This is a genomic window from Pseudoalteromonas sp. MBR-15 (assembly GCF_053628915.1).
In genome coordinates this window covers 78,842-97,839 of the sequence record NZ_JBRJHH010000010.1, presented here as the reverse complement: position 1 = coordinate 97,839, position 18,998 = coordinate 78,842, and the positions used below count along the sequence as shown (strand labels likewise).

Below are 18,998 nucleotides of genomic sequence, written 5' to 3'. Positions count from 1 at the left end.
GGTGACGGTAGATATGAAACTAAAAAAGCCCTTACGGGCTTTTTTTATGTCTGCAAATAAAGTGTGATTAACGGCGGTTTTTACGAGCACGCGCTCGGCGCTGTTTTTTCTCTTCTTCTTTTGCTGCTTTTTTAGCTTCTGCCGCAGCGCGAAGCTCTGCCACCATGCGCTCTTCTTCTTCACGCATTGCGGGGGTTTCCATGGTAATTCGACCAATAATGCCATCACGTAATTCATTTATCAGAATTTCTGACATTTTATAGGTATCAATTTGATTCCCACCACGGATACAGCCACGCTTTTTACCGGCCATTTCAACAAATTCCCAGTCAGACTCAGGTAATTCGTCAATCTTATAACGACTTTTTAAAAGCTCAGGGTATGCGTGCAATAAATACTCCGCCGTGTAGCTTGCCACTTCCTCATAATCAATCGCAGTATCACGAATCGCACCTGTTGCACCTAAACGATAACCTGAGTTTTCGTTTTCTACTTTTGGCCACAACATGCCTGGCGTGTCGTACAACATAATGCCATCATCAAGTTTAATGCGTTGCTGGGCTTTGGTTACAGCAGGCTCATTACCCGTTTTTGCAACGATTCGGCCAGCTAAGGTATTGATTAGCGTTGATTTACCTACGTTTGGAATACCCATTATCATGGCTTTTATTTGCTTATCTGCACCCACTTTATGCGGCACTAACTTTTTACAAAGCTCATTAATACGATGCACTTCACCCGCTTTATCATTACCAAAATCAATTGCTTTAACACCGCTTTGTTGTTCAAAGTAGTCTTTCCACGCTTGCGTGAGTTTAGGATCAGCAAGGTCAGCTTTATTCATGATTTTTATAACGGGTTTATCACCGCGAAGCGCTGTAACCATCGGGTTTTCACTACTATAAGGAATACGGGCATCAAGCACCTCAATGATCACATCCATTTGTGGCATGATTTCTTTAATTTCGTTACGGGCTTTGTTCATGTGACCCGGGAACCACTGGATTGCCATGTTTTACTCCTACAAGATAATTTCACGGTATTTTAACTGGCTCAGCAGTTAATTGCGCTATAATGACGCAAATTTTTTCAAGTAAGCAGTTATGGCTCTTAAATCAACCATTATAAAAGCACACATATCGCTGAGCGATATGGACCGACACCTGTATCAAGATTTCAATCTAACCCTTGCACAGCACCCATCAGAGACCGAGCAGCGCCTGATGATCCGCTTGCTGGCATTTGCACTCAATGCCCGTGAAGGGTTGGAGTTTACCAAAGGCTTGTGTGCTGATGATGAACCTGAGCTTTGGCACATAAACTACAGCGAAGAAATTGAGTTATGGATTGAGCTTGGTCTACCTGATGAAAAGCGTTTGAAAAAAGCCTGTAACAAAGCTAAACAGGTTATTTTGTATACTTACGGCGAAAATAACCAAACTATTTGGTGGCAAAAGCATCAACCTAAGTTGTATGATTTTAAAAACTTAAGTATTTTTAGCCTCGATTATGCTGCGACTCAAGCATTAGCCGCACTGGCAGACCGTAATATTAAGCTTACGATTACGATTCAAGACGGTGAGGTATGGGTGAGCTCAGACACAGCAAATATCGAAATTAAACCTCAGCAACTCATGTAAGGAATGCGATGGCAATTAGGCAGGTTGTAGTATTACACGGACTTTATATGTCGGGCTTTGTGATGCGCCCTCTGTGCGCACGTCTTGAGAAATCAGGGCTTAATATACTCAATTTGACCTACAATACGCTGTCGCCAAATAGAACGGCTATTTTTGACAAGATTGACCGCTTTATTAATGGCAAACCCACAGCAATGGTGTGTCATTCAATGGGCGGTTTAGTCGCCCGAGCCTACCTTGAAGCAAACTCTCTACAAAGCAAACATGTTGAAAAAGTTATTACCTTAGGCACGCCTCATAAAGGCAGCCATATTGCTAAGCAAATGCAGCAAAAAGGCTTCGATATGTTACTTAAAAATAGTGTCGAGTTTTTGTTGTCTGAAAATGGCGACTGGCCGTTTAATGCCAAGCTTTATAGTATTGCAGGCGACTTACCCATTGGATTAATGCCGCTCATTGCTAAAGGCAGTGCCTCCGATGGCACAGTGCTTATAGATGAAACCAAACTCAATGGCATGGCAGAGCACAAGGTGTTTCATTTAAGTCACACCAGTATGATCTACTCACGCCAAGTCATGGATTACATTATTAAGCTTATCAATCAACGTTAGCTGTATTTTATTTCTCAGCACTTGCGGCAACTTTGTAAGAAATTAATACAATAATCCCCAGAATCAGCGGCACCGGCGCAGCGATATAACCAAAGGTGTCAAAATTAGCAAAGCTTGCCCCTGCAAGATGACCAACTAAACCGATTACAAACGCAAGTAATGCAATCACAACAACCACTATTTCTGCTTTGTTTTCTTTTACTGTTTTACCGTCCATTTTTGTTCTCCTAGCTAAATGCGGTAAAGGTATTATGCGCTTCTGTTGCGTTGATTTTTTGACCTAAATCAAGTTCTAAATCGGCATGTATATTAGCTAAAGCAAAACTTGTTTTAGATCATATTTTGACCTTCATTAAAAAATAATCACTTTTTATGGTGGTTTTTTGCGTCATTTGCCCCAAGTTTATAAAAGAGTACTTCAAGGTTATGCTGATAGTGGACGACTGATTCAAAATGCGCATTGATAGCTAAAACCTATCACCCTGTTCGAATTAAACCATTTTACAGATTAATAAAAATGGCCAATACTTGATATCACGCACTAGCAAGTAACCTATTCACGATTATTTTTAAGGAGCTAATCTATGTCACAGGTAAATGCAATTGGTTTAAACAGCGCAAAAAGTGAAGATATCGTAAAATCTCTCAATACTTTATTAAGCTGCTACCAAATTCAATATATGAATGCACGTGGCTTTCATTGGAATATTAAAGGTCGTAACTTTTTTGAATTACACCTTAAATTTGAAGAAATTTATAACCTACTTCTTGAAAAAGTAGATGAAATTGCAGAGCGTATTTTGACACTTGGTGGCGCACCTGTTCATGCGTTTTCAGAATACCTCGAAGCAAGTAAGATTAATGAAGCGAAGAACATTACTGAAGGCACCGCAGCCGTTGAAAACCTATTAGCAGGTTACAGCACGCTTATTCAAATGCAGCGCGAAATTTTAACAGAAGCTGGCGATGCTGATGACGAAGGGACTGCATCACTAATGAGTGATTACATTAAAGAACAAGAAAAACTTGTTTGGATGTTAAAAGCTTACTTAGGCTAGGCTCTTACTTTACATCACTTGAAAAGCCCTCTATGAGGGCTTTTTTATTTTAACCACTTTCTCAGGTGACTGTATTCTGGCCTGTCTTCAAAAAAGCTATCAGCATTGTGATGGAAGTTAATATCCATATCGACACCCGACCATATTGTCTCGAGTAAATTGCGCGCAATTATATTTGCTTTGATATAGTCAACGCGTTTGTAACCACGTGCTTTTATAGCTTGAAAATACGCCTTCGCGGTTTCAATACTATCTGCCGTTGCTAATTCAAATTGCGCTAAATTAACAACAGCATACTGAATTGAGTGCTCAGGGTATTTCATTATTTCTTGAGCAACTTCAACACTAAACGAAGCAACAGCTTCCTTATTAAAACTGCCACTTATTTCCACATAAATCACTGGCGGTTCAATAAAGTAACGCCAATCACCGTGGGCTTTAAACATGCTCACCCCTTAAAATACAACTTAAGTTTTGTGCTTATAGGTGTTATCTAAGCTTTAATTCGATAATAAAGCAATAAAAAATGCGATTTCGAGTGCCTTTTCTTCAAGGCTTTTAAAACGACCCGACGCACCACCATGACCTGCATCCATATCTGTTTTAAAGACAAGAATGTTGTCATCTGTTTTCATCTCGCGAAGTTTAGCCACCCATTTCATGGGCTCCCAATACTGTACTTGTGAATCATGAAAGCCCGTCGTCACTAAAATATTAGGGTACGCTTGCGCCTTAATATTGTCATACGGAGAATAGGCCTGAATCACATCATAATACGCGGGGTCGTTCGGGTTTCCCCACTCATCATACTCGTTAGTCGTCAGCGGAATGCTTTCATCTAACATGGTCGTCAAAACATCTAAAAATGGCACATGACAGCCAATGCCTAAATAAAGCTCGGGTGCTTGGTTAACGACGGCGCCCATTAATAGACCTCCAGCACTGCCACCTGACGCACAGACTTTTGCAGGGTGTGCGTACCCTTGCTTGGTTAACGCTCGCGTAATATCGATAAAGTCATTAAAGCTATTTTGCTTGTGCTGTTTTTTGCCTTGTTCGTACCAACTACGCCCCAGCATTTCACCACCGCGAATATGAGCAATCGCATACACGAAGCCACGATCGAGTAAGCTCAATGAGCTACTAGAAAAGCTCGGATCGATAGTAATGCCATACGCACCATACCCATATTGCAGCAATGGATTTGTGCCGTCTTTTTTAAACTTATCGATGCGGTAAACCAGTGATACAGGTACCTGTTCGCCATCTCTTGCCGTCACCATGATACGTTCTGAACGGTACTTTTCTGGTTTAAACTCACCCAACACTTGTTGTTGTTTTAATAAGGTTTTTTGCCCTGTATTTAAATCAACATCATACAGTGATCCCGGTGTCGTCAGACTCGAATAATAAATACGCGCAGAGCGTACGTTGGGTTCTGGATTCATTGCAATTGCAGCGTAATAACAGGGATCATCAAACTCTAAAGTGAGTCGCTCACCGTGCTTATTCACCACAACAAATCGTGTTTGTCCTAGCTCTCGCTCAGTTAAAATTAAATAATCATCAAATATCTCTACACCTTCTAGTAACACATTGTCGCGGTGTGGAGTGTGTTCTTGCCAAAGTGATTTATCTGCGATTGTACTTAACGTAGCCGTCATTAAACGAAAGTTTTTTGCCTGCCAGTTAGTCACGATATAAAACGTATCACCTAGCTTATCTACATCAAACTCATGGCCTTCTTCACGTGGTGTTAACGCACTAAATTCACCACATGGATTGTTGGCATCAAGCACCCATGTATCACTGGTTTCTGTGGTCGCAAGATCAATGATAATAAGGCTTTCATCACGGCTTTTGCCAAGTCCCATAAAAAAGCTTTTATCTTGCTCTTCATACACCAATACATCGTCGGCCTGAGGCGTGCCTAACACATGGCGAAAAACCTGAAAACCAAGCAAGGTTTGCAGATCTTTTTTCACGTAAAATACGGTGTTACTGTCGTTTGCCCACACGACTTGCCCTTCGGTGTTTTCGAGCACATCAGTAAACATGTCACCTGTGGCAAGGTGTTTAAATCGTACCGTATAAACACGTCGGCCTTCAGTATCCTCTGAGTAAGCAAGCAACTGCTCATTTGGACTAATGGCCACTTCGCCCAGCTCGTAAAACTCAAACTCACCGGCTAATTGGTTTACGTCTAATAGTAACTGCTTATCATGGGCGTCAATTGAGCTACTGCGGTAGTGGCGGGCATATTCATCATCGCCACGCACTTCTGAATGATACCAATACGTTCCATCTTTTACGGGTACGGTATTATCGTCTTTTACAATACGCCCTTTTAGCTCATCAAATAGCTGCTCACGAAGTGGCTTTATACCTGCAAGCTGCTTTTCACAATAATCATTCTCGGCATGCAAATGAGTTAATACTTCGGTATTTTGTCGTTCATCATCGCGCATCCAATAGTAATTATCGATGCGAGTAAACTGATGAGTGCTTAAGGAATGAGGCTGTTTTTTAGCAACCGGCGGATGCGCTAATAATGACAATGAATACGAACTTGATGACACAAAGAAACCACAATTAAAAAACGAATTAAACCGAGTTTACCATAGAAGCTTGGCCAATTCGCTTAACAAATGGGTATAAAAAAGCCCACTCAAATTGAGTGGGCTAAGCAATGCTAAAATAGCATTTAGGGGGAAAACGGTTAATGCGATATCTGCTGCCATGCCATGGCCCAACTTTTGCCAACTCCCGGTTCAAACAACGGGTTGTGTGAATCTTTAACACGACAAAATTCACTAAATGGCCAAGGCTTACACATATAAATGTGGCCTGTTTTAGGCTGTAGCACTTTTACACCAGCACTGTAATCACTGCATGCCTGTGGGTAAACATAATCATAATCTTGTGGATTATCGACCGCGCGTTCTTTACATTTCGCGATGCAGTTAAACGCCACTTTTGCATGTGTTATGCCCGAATCTTCAAGGGCATAAATTTGGTTTGAACGGTATGCAACCACCAAACCTTGTTCGGTCATTTTTCCGGCCTCAACCAGTGGAATGTGCACGTTTATATGCTCGGCAACTAAACGTGGCCAATTATGAGGCTCACCTTCATCCGTACTGGTGATCCGGTAATTGAATGATAAATCGACTAGCTCTCCTTGCATGTCATAAAAGGTTACGACCACCGTATCCCCAACAAAAAGCTGAGTATGATGGTTCAAGCAACCAATCGGTAACCACTTTCCAGAGGCCAATGACGAATGCATAAACAAAGTAACACCCTAAGAACAACTAATAGGTACTATCCAACAATAACCGAACAAAATAAATACATTTTTTAGTTTGAGGCAAAAGATCCAAAGCCCGAAGAATATGCGCTTATCGGCGGCCCCGCTATCATAGTTTTGTTAACAAAACCTTAGACCGGAAACTTTGCGTCCTAACTTTTCAGTTAGTTTGCCAAAAACTGAGTTGAGTATAATCGCGACCGGAAAACAAATCAAACAAAAGAATGTAACCAAAACATACATATAACTATTAAGTACTAGCAAATGCAGATACAAAAAAGCCAACCCGGAGGTTGGCTTTTAAACATTATCTTAACTTAATCTCTTACTGGCTTAGCGCTTGGAAATAACTCACGCACCGAGCGAAAGAAACGTAAGAATACGTGCCCAACGTCACTCATCACAATGTATAAGCAAGGGACAAGCACTAAGGTAATCAACGTTGCAAACATCACAGCAAAACCCAGTGCGACCGCCATCGGAATAACAAACTTCGCTTGTAGGCTTGTTTCGAACATGATCGGCAACACACCGGCAAACGTTGTAATAGAGGTTAGGGTTATAGCCCTAAAACGTGCACACCCCGCCTCGATAACGGCTTGACGAGTTGAAATGCCTTCTCGTCTCGCTTGGTTTACAAAATCTGTCATTACTAAGGAGTCATTAATAACCACCCCAGCAGCTGCAATTAAACCAAAGCCCGACATTAAACTAATGTCTAGGCCAAACCAAAAATGACCCCATATAGCGCCTGTTAAGCTAAATGGAATAACTGACATCACAATCAACGGCTGTGAATAGCTCTTAAGTGGGACTGCAAGCAAAATATACACAAGTATCATACCGCCAATGAAGAACATTAATTGCTCGTTTGCTTGCGCTTGTTGCTCTTCAATTGAGCCTCCTAACTCAGTTTTCACTGATGGGTACTCTTCTTTTAATTGTGGTAATAAAGTGTCTTCAACTTGTTTAACAACGGCACCCGGCTCAATGGCTTCTTCATCAATACTGCCGTAAATATAAACCGTACGATAACCGCCTTCGCGGCGAATATAGCTGATGCCCGGTTTTTCGGTTAGTTCAACCACGTCACCTAGCATAACTTCTTTACCCGCAGGGGTTGTGATTACAGCATGCTTTAAAGAGGCAAACGCTTCACGTGTGAGTTTAGGGTAACGCACCATTACACGCACCTCTTCACCACGACGAATAACACGTTGTGCTTCACCACCATAGAAGCTTGCGCCGACTTGATTAGCAATATTTGCTAAGTCTAACCCTAAGTCATACGCCACAGGTTTTAAGCTGAGCTGTACTTCTTTACTGGCTGGGTCGATAGTCGAGCTAATATCAAACAGCCCTTTTTGCTGTTGTAATAACTGAATAAAGCGACGCCCTGCATCATTTAAGGTATCAATATCTGGGCCATAAAGTAGATAACCAAACTCGCCATCACTGCCACCGCCATTCACGTCATCGTAAATTTGCAAAGACTTAACCCCCGCAATGCTTGGCATTTGTTCACGCCAGCGGCGTGATAGCTCAAAGGCATTATATGGACGAAGGTCTTCATCAACCAACGGCGCTAAAATTTGTGCTTCAGTTCGGCCTTGATTAAATACCAAAATATCGCGGATCAGTTTTTGGCCAAACTCACGCTCAGTTTCCTGATCAACTCTTAACACCATGGCTTCAATTTCACGAACCGCATCAATTGTTTGAATGTCCGACGCATTTTCGTTCATCTCTAAACGAATTTGCGGGAAATCATGAGGTACCTTTGGTGTTGGCACCACGCGCACTTGATTAGAAGAAATCAGGCCAAAGGTTAAAATTAATAGGCCAATGAATGAAAACAACACAAACCAGCGCCACTCTACACAACGTACGATAAATGCTTTATATGGGCCGTTTACAAATTTGAAAAAACGCTTATTAAAACGGGCACGCCAGCTATTTGGGTTAATAGGTGGAAACTTCGTGTGCGCAATGTGAGCCGGTAGAATCAGTTTAGATTCAATTAAGCTGAATATTAAACACAGTATAACCACCACTGCGATACCAAAGAAAAACGCACTTTCGGGGCCACTTGATAATGTAAACGGTGCAAACACCGCGATGGTCGTTAATACGCCAAAGGTTGCTGGTGTTGCAACTCGCTTAGCACCATTCACCACATTAATAACGCCTCCCCCTTTTTTCTCAATTTCGGTGTAGGCGCTTTCCCCTATGACGATGGCATCGTCGACCACGATCCCCAGTACCATAATGAAGGCAAATAACGACACAATATTAATACTGATCCCAAAGAGCGGCATCATCATCATCGCCCCTAAGAAACACACGGGTAAACCAATCATTACCCACAATGCTAACTTAAAGCGTAAGAAAATCGACAACATAATGGCAACCAAAATTGCCCCTTGGATCAGGTTGGTTTTCATCATGTCTAAACGCGCATTAAGATAGTAGGTCATATCCATGAGCGGTTCTAGGCGCAAACCAACTGGCAGCTCTTTATTTTTCTTTTCTATAAAGGCTTTAACAGAGTCTGCAACGGGGATCATGTTCTGCTCTTTCGTTGCTTTTACCGATAAATAAACCGCATTCTCGCCATTAAATTTAAAGTAGCGTTCACCTTCGATAAATTGATCTTTAATTACGGCAATATCTTGCAACAGGACTTTCGCACCATTTTCACCAATTTTAACGGGAATTTGGCGGAATTCGTCACCGCTGTAATATTGATTTTCAACACGCACAGAAATAATACCTGCATCTGTGCGTAATTGACCCGCCGAAATGTTAGCCGAGTAACGACGTACCGCATTAGCAACATCGCTTAATGTCAGGTTGTATTGACGCAACGAATCAGGGTCTATTTCAATCGCAATCTCATCAAGTGGCACATCGTTTTGTACCAAGGACACATTCGATAATTGCAGTAGCTCATCTTCAATTTGATTAGCAACCGGTTTTAACTCATTCAGCGGAATATCACCGACCAAGGTCATACCAATGACGTCTTGACGAAACTCGACCTGACTAATAGTAACGGGTTCCATACCTGCAGGAAATGTTGCAATACCGTCAACACGCAGCTTTACTTTATCAAGTACATCTGTGAGTTCTGCATCGGTATTAATCTCTAAACTTGCTCGTCCATTGTTGCGAAACGCACGATACACACCTCGTTTGATTTCGGTGATGTCTTTTAACGATTCTTCTATCTTGATCAGAATACTTTCTTCAATTTCTTGCGGTGATGCACCCGGATAATTGGCTTGTATCTCAATGTAGTTAATTTCGACATTCGGGAACATCTGACGCTGAATCGTAAAATAACTAATAATCCCCATGATAACGATAAAGACCATCATGAGGTTCGCAGCAACCGAGTTATTGGCAAAGTAGGCAATAATGCCAGACTGTTTTTCTGTGTTTTCGTCTGTCATAGCGCCACCTTAAAGCTTTTCAACCGCTGCAGTATTCTCTGCATCGCTCGTCATTTCTTTCATGCCTGCAATTTTCACTTCCATACCCGCTTGCGGGTATTCCGGTAATGTAAGCACCAATTGATCATTAACTTGTAAGCCGTCACTGATATAGAAAAACTCACCTTCTTCACGCACTACCGTGACTTTACGAGGCTCAAGTTTTTGCTCGTCATTTACAACCCAAACCGTTTGATTATTAACAAGTGATTGCGGTAAACGGTAAATATTTTGCAGTGTTTCACCCGCGAAGCTAACTTGCACATAAGCACCAAACTTAATCGGCTGTACGTCATGCTTGAGACCATATGGATCGTTCACTCGTATCACCAAATTACTCATACGCGTCGCATTATCAACAACCCCTAGATCGCGGTCTATCACCGCTTCACGTGTAAAGCTGTTTAAACCTTTATTAATAATCGTCGCCTTAACACCTTTAAGGCGTTTCGGTAAAAACACACTATCAAAACCAGCAATAGGAACAATGATTTCGGCACTTTCAATGTTATTAAGTTCAGCAACTTGGCTTCCCACGTTAATGTATTGACCTACACCAATCTCACGGTTAATGACCAATGCATCGTAAGGTGCTCTCACTTCACAGCGAGCAAGGTCACGCTCAGCGCGTTTCAATGCAGCTTGTGCTGATTTTACAGCCGCTTGGGCACTTAATACTTGCGGTTTACGAAGGAATAAGTCTGTGCGTTCACGCTCTGGGTAACGTTTTGCTTCATCCTGTGCAACCTTTGCTTGTGCTTGCTCTTCAATCAATGCCGCTTGCGCACTTGCAAGCGAAGCCTCTGCTTGTAATACAGCAGCTTCGTAGTTATCTTTTTCAATAGTAAATAACACTTCACCACGCGCGACGATTCCGCCCGCAACAAAATTTGGATGCCAACTGGTCACTTCACCTGCAACTTGCGATGCAATCAGGGTACTTTCAAGTGGTTTCACTTCACCGTAACTGTTAATAATCACTTGGTGATCATCACTAGAAACAGCTTCAACTTTCACGAGAGGACGCACATCTACTTCATCCTTATCTTGTGGCTCTTGGGCAATCGCATTGATCCCCATAAAACCAGCAATACCAATGAATAAAGCGATAATAGGTAACGTCCATTTTAATAAATTCGTGCGCATAACTTACACCTTTAATATTTTAACTGGTCCTATCATACCAAAGCTGACAGAAACATTAATGTGACATTTGTAAGTAACTGTTACAAACAGACATAGAATGATGCCGTTCAGATTAAAGTGACGTATAAAACAATTTGTTACAAAGAAAATCATTTTAATTTCAGCTGGTTAAAAACACAATTTCACATTTGTTAACATATCACCTTTTATCAAGACGTTATTTCATTAAACTGCTCTATGACATAGTTTAAGGACATTCTAACAGTGAAAATAACAAATATTGCGCTAGCGTTAAGCCTAGCATTGACAGTCAATGGTCATGCCATTGCAGCAAAAAAAGAAGAAAAAAAGCCAGAAACACTGGCTGAGATGATCAAAGATAAAACCGAATTTATCGGTATTTTTACACTTTACCAAGATGCCAAAACGGGTAAAAACTTAATGGTCATCAATGAGTCACAGCTTAATACCCCGTTTGTGTATTTTGCACATACCGTTGATGGCGTGACAGATGCAGGCCACTTTCGAGGCTCATACCGAGAGACCAAACTCATAGAGTTTAGAAAGCATTTTGATCGTATTGATATTGTAAGCAAAACACCACGCTATAAGTTTGACGAAAACTCAGCGCTTGCCCGCTCTGCAGATGCCAATATCAGTGAAGCCGTTCTCGCAAGTATCAAAATAGACAAAGAAGAAGACGGCAAAATAGCCTTTGACGTTGATAAGCTATTTTTAAGCGAAGCACTGCATAAAGTGTCTCCATGGGTTAACCCTGACGATAAAAACGCTAAAAAACGCTTCAAGCTAGGTAAACTAGATGACAAAAAATCGCGTATTGTTAACCAGCGCCCTTACGCAAATAACCTAGATGTTATTGTTGATTATGTATTCAGCAACGCCAACCCAAGTGTGCGTGGCTCTGCCGCTATAAGCGACCCTCGTAACGTATCAATAAAAGTACAGCACTCATTTGTTGCTTTGCCTAAAAATGACTACCAACCTCGTCAAGATGATGCGCGAATTGGTTATTTTACTAACCAGTTCGATAATATGACCTCTGCCGACTGGGCCCCTTATGAAGACGTGATCAAACGCTGGGATTTACAAAAGAAAGATCCATCCGCAGCCTTATCTGAACCTGTAAAACCAATTACGTGGTGGATTGAAAATACCACACCGGTTGAGTGGCGCGATACCATCCGCGATGCGGTACTGGCATGGAACACCTCGTTTGAAAAAGCAGGTTTCAAAAATGCGATTGAAGTAAAAATACAACCAGACGATGCAGACTGGGATGCAGGCGACATAAATTACAACGTATTACGTTGGACCGCATCTCCACGTCCACCATTTGGTGGCTATGGTCCTGCACTTGCTAATCCATTAACGGGTGAGATCTTAGGTTCAGACATCATGCTTGAGTATGTCTTCATGAAAAACCGTTGGATGTACGACACCCTATATACACAAGGTGCGGCGACACTCACTGAACATATGAATGACTCAGAACTACACTGCTCTTTGGGCCACAGTATTCAAGAAAACATGTTACTTGCAAAAGGCCTAGGTACTGGTGCAAACATCGAAGACAAAGAAATTTTACGCCAAGGTTTAACGCAACTTGTCTTGCATGAGGTCGGTCATACCTTAGGCTTAAACCACAATATGAAATCTTCTATTTTGTGGAACGAAAAAGACGTACACGACAAGCGTAAAACGCAAGGGATTGTTACAGGCTCTGTTATGGACTATGCGCCGGCAAATATCGCTCCAATTGGCATGCAGCAAGGCGACATTTTCCAAACGAAACCAGGTCCTTATGACGACTGGGCTATTGAATATGGTTACAGTCAAGCTTTGGCAGACGCCGATGCCGAGCAACAACGTTTAGAAAAAATTCTTGCTCGCTCATCTGAGCATGCGCTTGCATTTGGTAACGACGCTGATGATATGCGAGCGCCAGGACGTCACATTGATCCACGTATCATGATTGGTGATATGTCATCAAACCCAGCGGCCTACGCCGCAGACCGTATGGCCTTAATCAATAAACTATTTACTGAACTAAAAGACAAAGCCACGGTTGAAGGTGAGTCATATCAGCAACTAGTTACTTCTGCCAACATCCTATTCGGTAGTTACAGAACACAGGCTGGCGTAGTATCTCGTCAAATTGGTGGGGTGTATGTTGAGCGCAACGTCGTGGGTGATGATAAAAATGGCGCACCGTTTACGCCAGTGCCATTAGAGCGCCAGCAACAGGCTATGCAAATTCTGGCCAAAAATGTGTTTGCACCTGATGTGTTAGTCAGCATGCAACCGCTATATAACTACTTACAACAGCAACGTCGTGGTTTTAATCATTACGGTAAGAACGAAGATCCAAAACCACATAACATGATTTTAGGCATGCAAAAGCTTGTGCTTGCGCAATTGTTGCATCCTGCAGTCATGCTGCGTATTTCAGACAGCGCAATGTACGGTAATGAGTATTCACTAAGCCAATTTATGGATGACCTAACAGCCAGCATTTTTGTCGATAGTAAAAAAGCGAACTCATTAAGTCATAACTTACAAATTGAGTATGTGAACCAGCTGATTGCGATTGCAGGCTTAGGTAAAGCGAGCAAGCACGACAACCTAGCCAAAGCTGCTGCGCTTTATCAGCTAAACAAAATTGCTGATATCAGTACGCCATGGGGTGCCGACACTGCTGCAAAAGCACATAAGCAGTATATCGATCGCTTAATTAGCAAAGCGCTCGAAGCTTAATTAATAAGCACAAAAGGCTGCCAACGAGCAGCCTTTTATTATTTCAACGTTATCATCATGCCATCGCTGGACGTGACTTGTAATATTGAATACAACCAAGTTGGGCGGCATTAGTTAGCAATATCATCACAAAAGTTAGAACATGTGACACACTCGGTGAAGCCATCGCCAGTTCTGCGCCTAAACCACAGGCCCCCGCTACAAACTGTAAACTAAAATAACGTGCACTTAAGTTACTAATATCACCGCTTTTAATTGTTTTGTAGGTTTGCGGCATAACACGGATAGAACTCATCGCTAAGCCAACATATGTCAGCCAATTAAGGACAGTGGCAGTATCAAGTGACGGGCTAAGCAATAACAAAAAAGGCGTCACCGACACAATTAATAGCCCAGCTAATTGCAACCGTTGCTGGCGCGCTGCATTGTAACGCACGAAGTAATAAAGAATTAAACCACTTAACACACCCGTCACGATAAACGGTAAGACCATGTAAATGCGCTGAAAGTACACATTGTAGGTAATGAAATAAAGACTTTGTGCCACCCCAAAGCTCATCATTAGCAACGACACGCCCGACACACTGCGATTTTTACGAATTTTATTTAATAGCGGATAAAAGCTAAACGCCAAAATAAAGCATGAAATAATCGGCAAATAGTGCGCCAAAACAGACCTCTCTCGTTACAATTTAGTTAATACGTTAGCAGTTTATAAACAGCCCATACATAACAAGTAAACCATTGTTTTTTAAGCCATTTAAAAGAGCGCGGCATTCTAATGAGATGCTCATAAAATGCAATGAAGATGAAAAAATAGCCAGCGAGGACTTGGCAAGATTTCCGTACAGTGTGTTTACAGCTTAGAGACAGCATTCATAACTTGAATACAACGAATAACATAGGTACATTGAATAAAAAACAAGCTTAGAGGTAGATGATGAAGCAACTCTTCTGCATCTTACTTATCAGTATGTTACTGCTCGGATGTGCCAGTAAAAGTAACCAACCTGTTATGCCACCTCGTGTTGCAGACCTCCTTAATAGCACACTTTTTCAGCCTGTTACTTTAAAAGACACTGAGCTATTTGCTCTGCCCATCGACGAGCAACAACAATTCCTTGATTACTTTACACAAAGACAAGGTGGCTATCTCAGAGATGATCAAATTCTCTATCACTATTTAGAAAATAAACTCACTAATTTTAACTATTACAGTGAAACACTCACTGCCTCTGAGACAATTCAAAAACAGAAAGGTAATTGTATTAGCCTTGCTATTTTAACTCAGGCGTATGCTCAGTTAGCTGGGCTAAAAACAGGGTTTCAATCAGTGTCGAGTGAACCGGTATACAGCAAAGAAAGTAATATTGTGTATGTATCGGGTCATTTTAGGACCAAAGTCTATGCCCCACTTGATGATGAGGTGACTTACTTAATCACACCGGGAAGTATTATTGATTATTTTCCGAGCCGCGGCAGTTTTTATACCGGCAAAGCCCATTTAAACGATTTAATAAGTCGCTACTACAGTAATTTAGCAGCCGAGGCTTTAGTCGCTAAACAATTTAATTTAAGTTACAGCTATATTCTTAAAGCTGGCGATTACACCCCTTACGATCCTGCACTGTATAATCTTGCAGCGGTATTACACCGTCAAGCTGGTGACTTAGTGGGAGCAAAACATATTTATCAAACCGCATTACAGCACAACATTGAAAACACCAATTTACTTCATAACTACGCTGTGCTGGCCGAACAGCTCGACGACCAAGTACTTCTAACTAAACTCAACTCACAGCTTGCTCTAGCAAAGCAAGATCCGTTCGAATTATTAGCAACGGCAATAAATGCACGCAACAATGGTCAGTATTTTAAAGCCCGAAAGCAGCTCGAAGACGCCATAACCTTAGCACCTTATTTGTCTGAACCCTATCTAGAGTTGGCTATTATTAACTACCAACAAGGCAATGAGCAATCGAGCAAAGAGTGGCTCGAAAAAGCCATTGAGCTTGAAAGGGAAGACGAAAAGCGGGCGCTCTATCACGCCAAACTATTCGCCTTAAATACCAAGCAGTAACCGTTATAAAGAATAGTAAAAACTAAGCCAAGCACGTAAATCGTTTTCAAAGTCGTCGCCTTCAACACGGGCGACGCCCAAATCAATATTCACATCATTCAGCCCGGCAGGCCCTAGGCCAAAGCTAAACTCGCCTTGCCATTTTAGTCCATAGCTTTGTGCATATACTCGGTTATCTACTTGATGCTGTTGATAGTAAAGCCACGGGAGCGAATCTTTATAACTAACCCCGCCGCCATAACCTTTATAGCGGTTACCAAGCTGGCTAATAAACGGTAATTCGGGTGCCACTACTAAACCACTTTGAGTCTCGTTGTTAATTAAGTTAGAAGCAAAACCACCTAACGCAAGCGTATTATTGTCACGATAATGCTGAGCAAAGTTAACATAAACAGGAATATTAAACGCATGCGCACCAAACTCAGTAGCAAAGTCGTAACCTTGCCAATTATGCGTTTTGCTATCACCTTTCAGTAAAGCTATCTTTGCTGACTGAGAAAACCCCACTGTTTGTCTATCATATTGCCACTTTTGTTTTAGCCCCAGCTTTAACCATTGATCATCGCCGTGAACAAAGTCGCTGTAGTTATAACTCACAGAAGGAATGATACTTAATTGTTGAAACTGCATTGGATAACTTGTTGCCAAGTGTATACCCATGTTTTCAATTTTTTCAGCATGGTATCCGTGGTACTGTTTATCTGTATCTAACTGATAATCGAATAACAAAGCTTTAAAGTGTAAATCAAAGGCTGAATATTTGGCAGCGGCAAACGCCCCCTCTAATGCGCTATCTTGTAAATCAATACTGTAGCCTGCTTGCAAATCAAGCTGTTTTAAAAAGTCACTGCTTTTAACACCCATGGTTAATATTGACGATGATGCGGAGTAATACTGAGAACCCAACGATAAAGTCGGCTTTTGCTGTAATACATCATAGTCAGTTTGTCGACCTGTCGCTTGTTGATAAATAGCCGCTTTAGGGAGTACTTCGCTTGCGGTCACGCCACGCGGTGGTGTGGGGTTTACAGCAAGTTCAGTCACTTTTTCGCGCTGAGTTAAGTCTGTAAAGTGCTTAATATTTGGGCCATCCGGTGTGACTGATAAATACAATAACTCACCATTATTCATCGCCATAGGATGAGCAATAACTTCTTGGCCTTGGCTTAGTTGATAAAGTTCATTTTTATCAAAGTTATAGTGGTACAAATCAACTGCTGCATTTTTACCCGCCACAAAATAAAGGCCTTTCCCATCAGCTTGCCAATTAGGTTGCGATACATATTGATACCCTGCAGGCATAGGCACACGATATGATTTTGTCGTGTTTAAATCTTGTATATACAACTGCCAATTCTGATTTAATGTGGTTTTCATATAGGCCAGCCGCGACTTATCAGGGCTTAATACGGGGTAGTCATAAACAGTTTCAAGGCTTTTTGTAAACAAGGGAGTGACGTCACCATGAGTAAGGTCTACTTTCACTAACGCTGAGAAACCATGCTGATTTTGTTCTGCATAAACAGTTTCGCCATTTTCGCTAATGCTAAAACGACGCAAGCCCGCGTGATGCGTCAATGCTGTGACCTCACCCGTTGTAATATCGTAACGGTATAAATCAGAAATCCCAAGGACAGACCCTTTGCCCACGGTGGTTGTTGCTGTAAAAAACAGCGTATTTTCATCCAGCCATTGTGGGTTTTTAATCCCTTGTCTATTTATTTGCTGCAATACATGCTTCTGCTCACGCTTAAATATTACGGGAGCTTTATCGACAATATCCAGAGGATCATCGTTTAAAAGCGCATTTTGCTGTGTTGCAAATTCTTCTGCAGCCTGAGTATTTTGCTCTGTACTGTAAATAACTAAACGTGTATCACCCTCTTGATTACGCTCAACAATAGCCAGTTTAGAGTTGTCTGGACTAAGTGCTGGATTTGATGCGTAGAGATCAAGCTCCAACCAAAGCTTGCTTGTAAGTGGTTGTTCACTTACCTCTTTAGCCATTGCTTTGTATGTATACTCAGCAACAAAGCGGCGATACAACTTGGCTGGAGAATCAGCAAATACACCTGTAAATGCCTCATCGAAATCACGGTCTTTTACTGCCTGCATTCGTGTCCAAACAGCATCAAGCGTTTGTTCTGAATAGTTTTCTTCAAGCCAAGCCAAAAAACGCGAACCGACCAAATACGCCATCGACCCCGCCAAAAAGCCGCCTTTTGTATTGCTTAGTTGCTTATAACCTGGCAATGCACCTTGCTGAGCAAACTCAATTAAAATCGCTTCAGACAAATTGTCAAACACTCGACCACGGCCTGTCATTTTTGATTCTAATAATGTTGCGTAACCCTCTGCGGCCCAGCGTGGCATGTCTTTTTCTGCTAAGTCATACAGATCCCAGCTATTTTTAATTGCTTGACGAAAATCACTGCGAGTCGGCTGAGCTAAATGCACCAAGTGAATATATTCGTGCAAGATCAATAATTGTTGCCAACCATCGGTATTAGAAATCACCGTATCGGATTGCGGTGGCGTGGTAAAAAGTGCCATCAAGGGTTTATTAGAGACAGGTAGAGCAAAGCCATTTGCGGCATTCAGAGGATCAAACACGACTACATCAACGACTTCATCCAAAGCACGATGCTGTTGCTTAAGCACTTTATCACGCACAATTTCAAGCTCTGTGGCAGCCGATTGCGCCCACTGTTGGTTTTCAACGCTAAAGTGCACATTAAAATGCTCAGTATGAATTGTTTGCCATATTTCTTGGCCAGACGCCTCGCCTGCAACAAGCAGCGCAACGCTTAATAGTGCTTTTTTCATCATAATCCTTGATCCCCAGCTTGGGTATATTGATTTTAAATATTCACACTAGTATGCG

At 41.8% G+C, this 18,998-nt stretch carries 14 protein-coding genes and 1 riboswitch; of the genes, 5 read left to right on the top strand and 9 right to left on the bottom strand.

Features of this window, described 5'->3' with window-relative positions; translation table 11 throughout:
• Positions 1 to 67: 67 nt before the first annotated feature.
• Positions 68 to 1,012: a ribosome biogenesis GTPase YlqF gene (gene ylqF, locus ACSSVW_RS14360; protein WP_065979469.1), complete on the bottom strand. Its 945-nt coding sequence runs from the start codon at positions 1,010 to 1,012 to the stop codon at positions 68 to 70.
• 91 nt (positions 1,013 to 1,103) lie between these two features.
• Between ylqF and ACSSVW_RS14355 the strand changes: the two genes are divergently transcribed.
• The gene (locus ACSSVW_RS14355; protein WP_036973580.1) at positions 1,104 to 1,640 is read left to right on the top strand and encodes a YaeQ family protein; all 537 of its coding nucleotides are present in this window, start codon (positions 1,104 to 1,106) and stop codon (positions 1,638 to 1,640) included.
• Positions 1,641 to 1,648: 8 nt separating this feature from the next.
• Positions 1,649 to 2,251: a PGAP1-like alpha/beta domain-containing protein gene (locus ACSSVW_RS14350; protein WP_065979470.1), complete on the top strand. Its 603-nt coding sequence runs from the start codon at positions 1,649 to 1,651 to the stop codon at positions 2,249 to 2,251.
• A gap of 7 nt (positions 2,252 to 2,258) precedes the next feature.
• On the opposite strand, the gene ACSSVW_RS14345 is transcribed toward ACSSVW_RS14350, so the two are convergent.
• Positions 2,259 to 2,468: a hypothetical protein gene (locus ACSSVW_RS14345; protein ID WP_036973582.1), complete on the bottom strand. Its 210-nt coding sequence runs from the start codon at positions 2,466 to 2,468 to the stop codon at positions 2,259 to 2,261.
• Positions 2,469 to 2,835: 367 nt separating this feature from the next.
• On the opposite strand from ACSSVW_RS14345, the gene ACSSVW_RS14340 reads away from it, so the two are divergent.
• On the top strand, positions 2,836 to 3,309 hold the full coding sequence (locus tag ACSSVW_RS14340; protein ID WP_065979471.1) for a Dps family protein: 474 nt from the start codon (positions 2,836 to 2,838) through the stop codon (positions 3,307 to 3,309).
• 44 nt (positions 3,310 to 3,353) lie between these two features.
• Here ACSSVW_RS14340 and ACSSVW_RS14335 read toward each other — a convergent pair whose 3' ends face one another.
• From ACSSVW_RS14335 to ACSSVW_RS14315, 5 genes are all read right to left on the bottom strand, one after another.
• Positions 3,354 to 3,755: a hypothetical protein gene (locus ACSSVW_RS14335; protein ID WP_421419078.1), complete on the bottom strand. Its 402-nt coding sequence runs from the start codon at positions 3,753 to 3,755 to the stop codon at positions 3,354 to 3,356.
• 54 nt (positions 3,756 to 3,809) lie between these two features.
• Entirely contained in the window at positions 3,810 to 5,888 is a 2,079-nt protein-coding gene (locus ACSSVW_RS14330) for a S9 family peptidase (protein WP_036973585.1), read from the bottom strand.
• Positions 5,889 to 6,028: 140 nt separating this feature from the next.
• The gene (locus tag ACSSVW_RS14325; protein WP_421419081.1) at positions 6,029 to 6,598 is read right to left on the bottom strand and encodes a chitin-binding protein; all 570 of its coding nucleotides are present in this window, start codon (positions 6,596 to 6,598) and stop codon (positions 6,029 to 6,031) included.
• A gap of 114 nt (positions 6,599 to 6,712) precedes the next feature.
• A riboswitch (cyclic di-GMP riboswitch) is annotated at positions 6,713 to 6,803 on the bottom strand.
• A gap of 133 nt (positions 6,804 to 6,936) precedes the next feature.
• Positions 6,937 to 10,074 carry an efflux RND transporter permease subunit gene (locus ACSSVW_RS14320; RefSeq protein WP_454179550.1) on the bottom strand — a complete coding sequence of 1,046 codons (3,138 nt, stop codon included), beginning with the start codon at positions 10,072 to 10,074 and terminating at the stop codon, positions 6,937 to 6,939.
• A gap of 9 nt (positions 10,075 to 10,083) precedes the next feature.
• Positions 10,084 to 11,259 carry an efflux RND transporter periplasmic adaptor subunit gene (locus ACSSVW_RS14315; protein WP_036973588.1) on the bottom strand — a complete coding sequence of 392 codons (1,176 nt, stop codon included), beginning with the start codon at positions 11,257 to 11,259 and terminating at the stop codon, positions 10,084 to 10,086.
• A gap of 264 nt (positions 11,260 to 11,523) precedes the next feature.
• On the opposite strand from ACSSVW_RS14315, the gene ACSSVW_RS14310 reads away from it, so the two are divergent.
• Positions 11,524 to 14,034 carry a zinc-dependent metalloprotease gene (locus tag ACSSVW_RS14310; protein WP_454179549.1) on the top strand — a complete coding sequence of 837 codons (2,511 nt, stop codon included), beginning with the start codon at positions 11,524 to 11,526 and terminating at the stop codon, positions 14,032 to 14,034.
• Positions 14,035 to 14,089: 55 nt separating this feature from the next.
• On the opposite strand, the gene ACSSVW_RS14305 is transcribed toward ACSSVW_RS14310, so the two are convergent.
• Positions 14,090 to 14,704: a membrane protein gene (locus ACSSVW_RS14305; protein ID WP_036973591.1), complete on the bottom strand. Its 615-nt coding sequence runs from the start codon at positions 14,702 to 14,704 to the stop codon at positions 14,090 to 14,092.
• A gap of 267 nt (positions 14,705 to 14,971) precedes the next feature.
• On the opposite strand from ACSSVW_RS14305, the gene ACSSVW_RS14300 reads away from it, so the two are divergent.
• Positions 14,972 to 16,114 (top strand): tetratricopeptide repeat protein, encoded by a 1,143-nt coding sequence (locus tag ACSSVW_RS14300; RefSeq protein WP_454179548.1) that lies wholly within the window; start codon positions 14,972 to 14,974, stop codon positions 16,112 to 16,114.
• Between the two features lie 3 nt (positions 16,115 to 16,117).
• Here the strand turns inward: ACSSVW_RS14300 and ACSSVW_RS14295 are convergent, their stop codons facing one another.
• Positions 16,118 to 18,940: a TolB family protein gene (locus ACSSVW_RS14295; protein WP_454179566.1), complete on the bottom strand. Its 2,823-nt coding sequence runs from the start codon at positions 18,938 to 18,940 to the stop codon at positions 16,118 to 16,120.
• Positions 18,941 to 18,998: the final 58 nt, after the last annotated feature.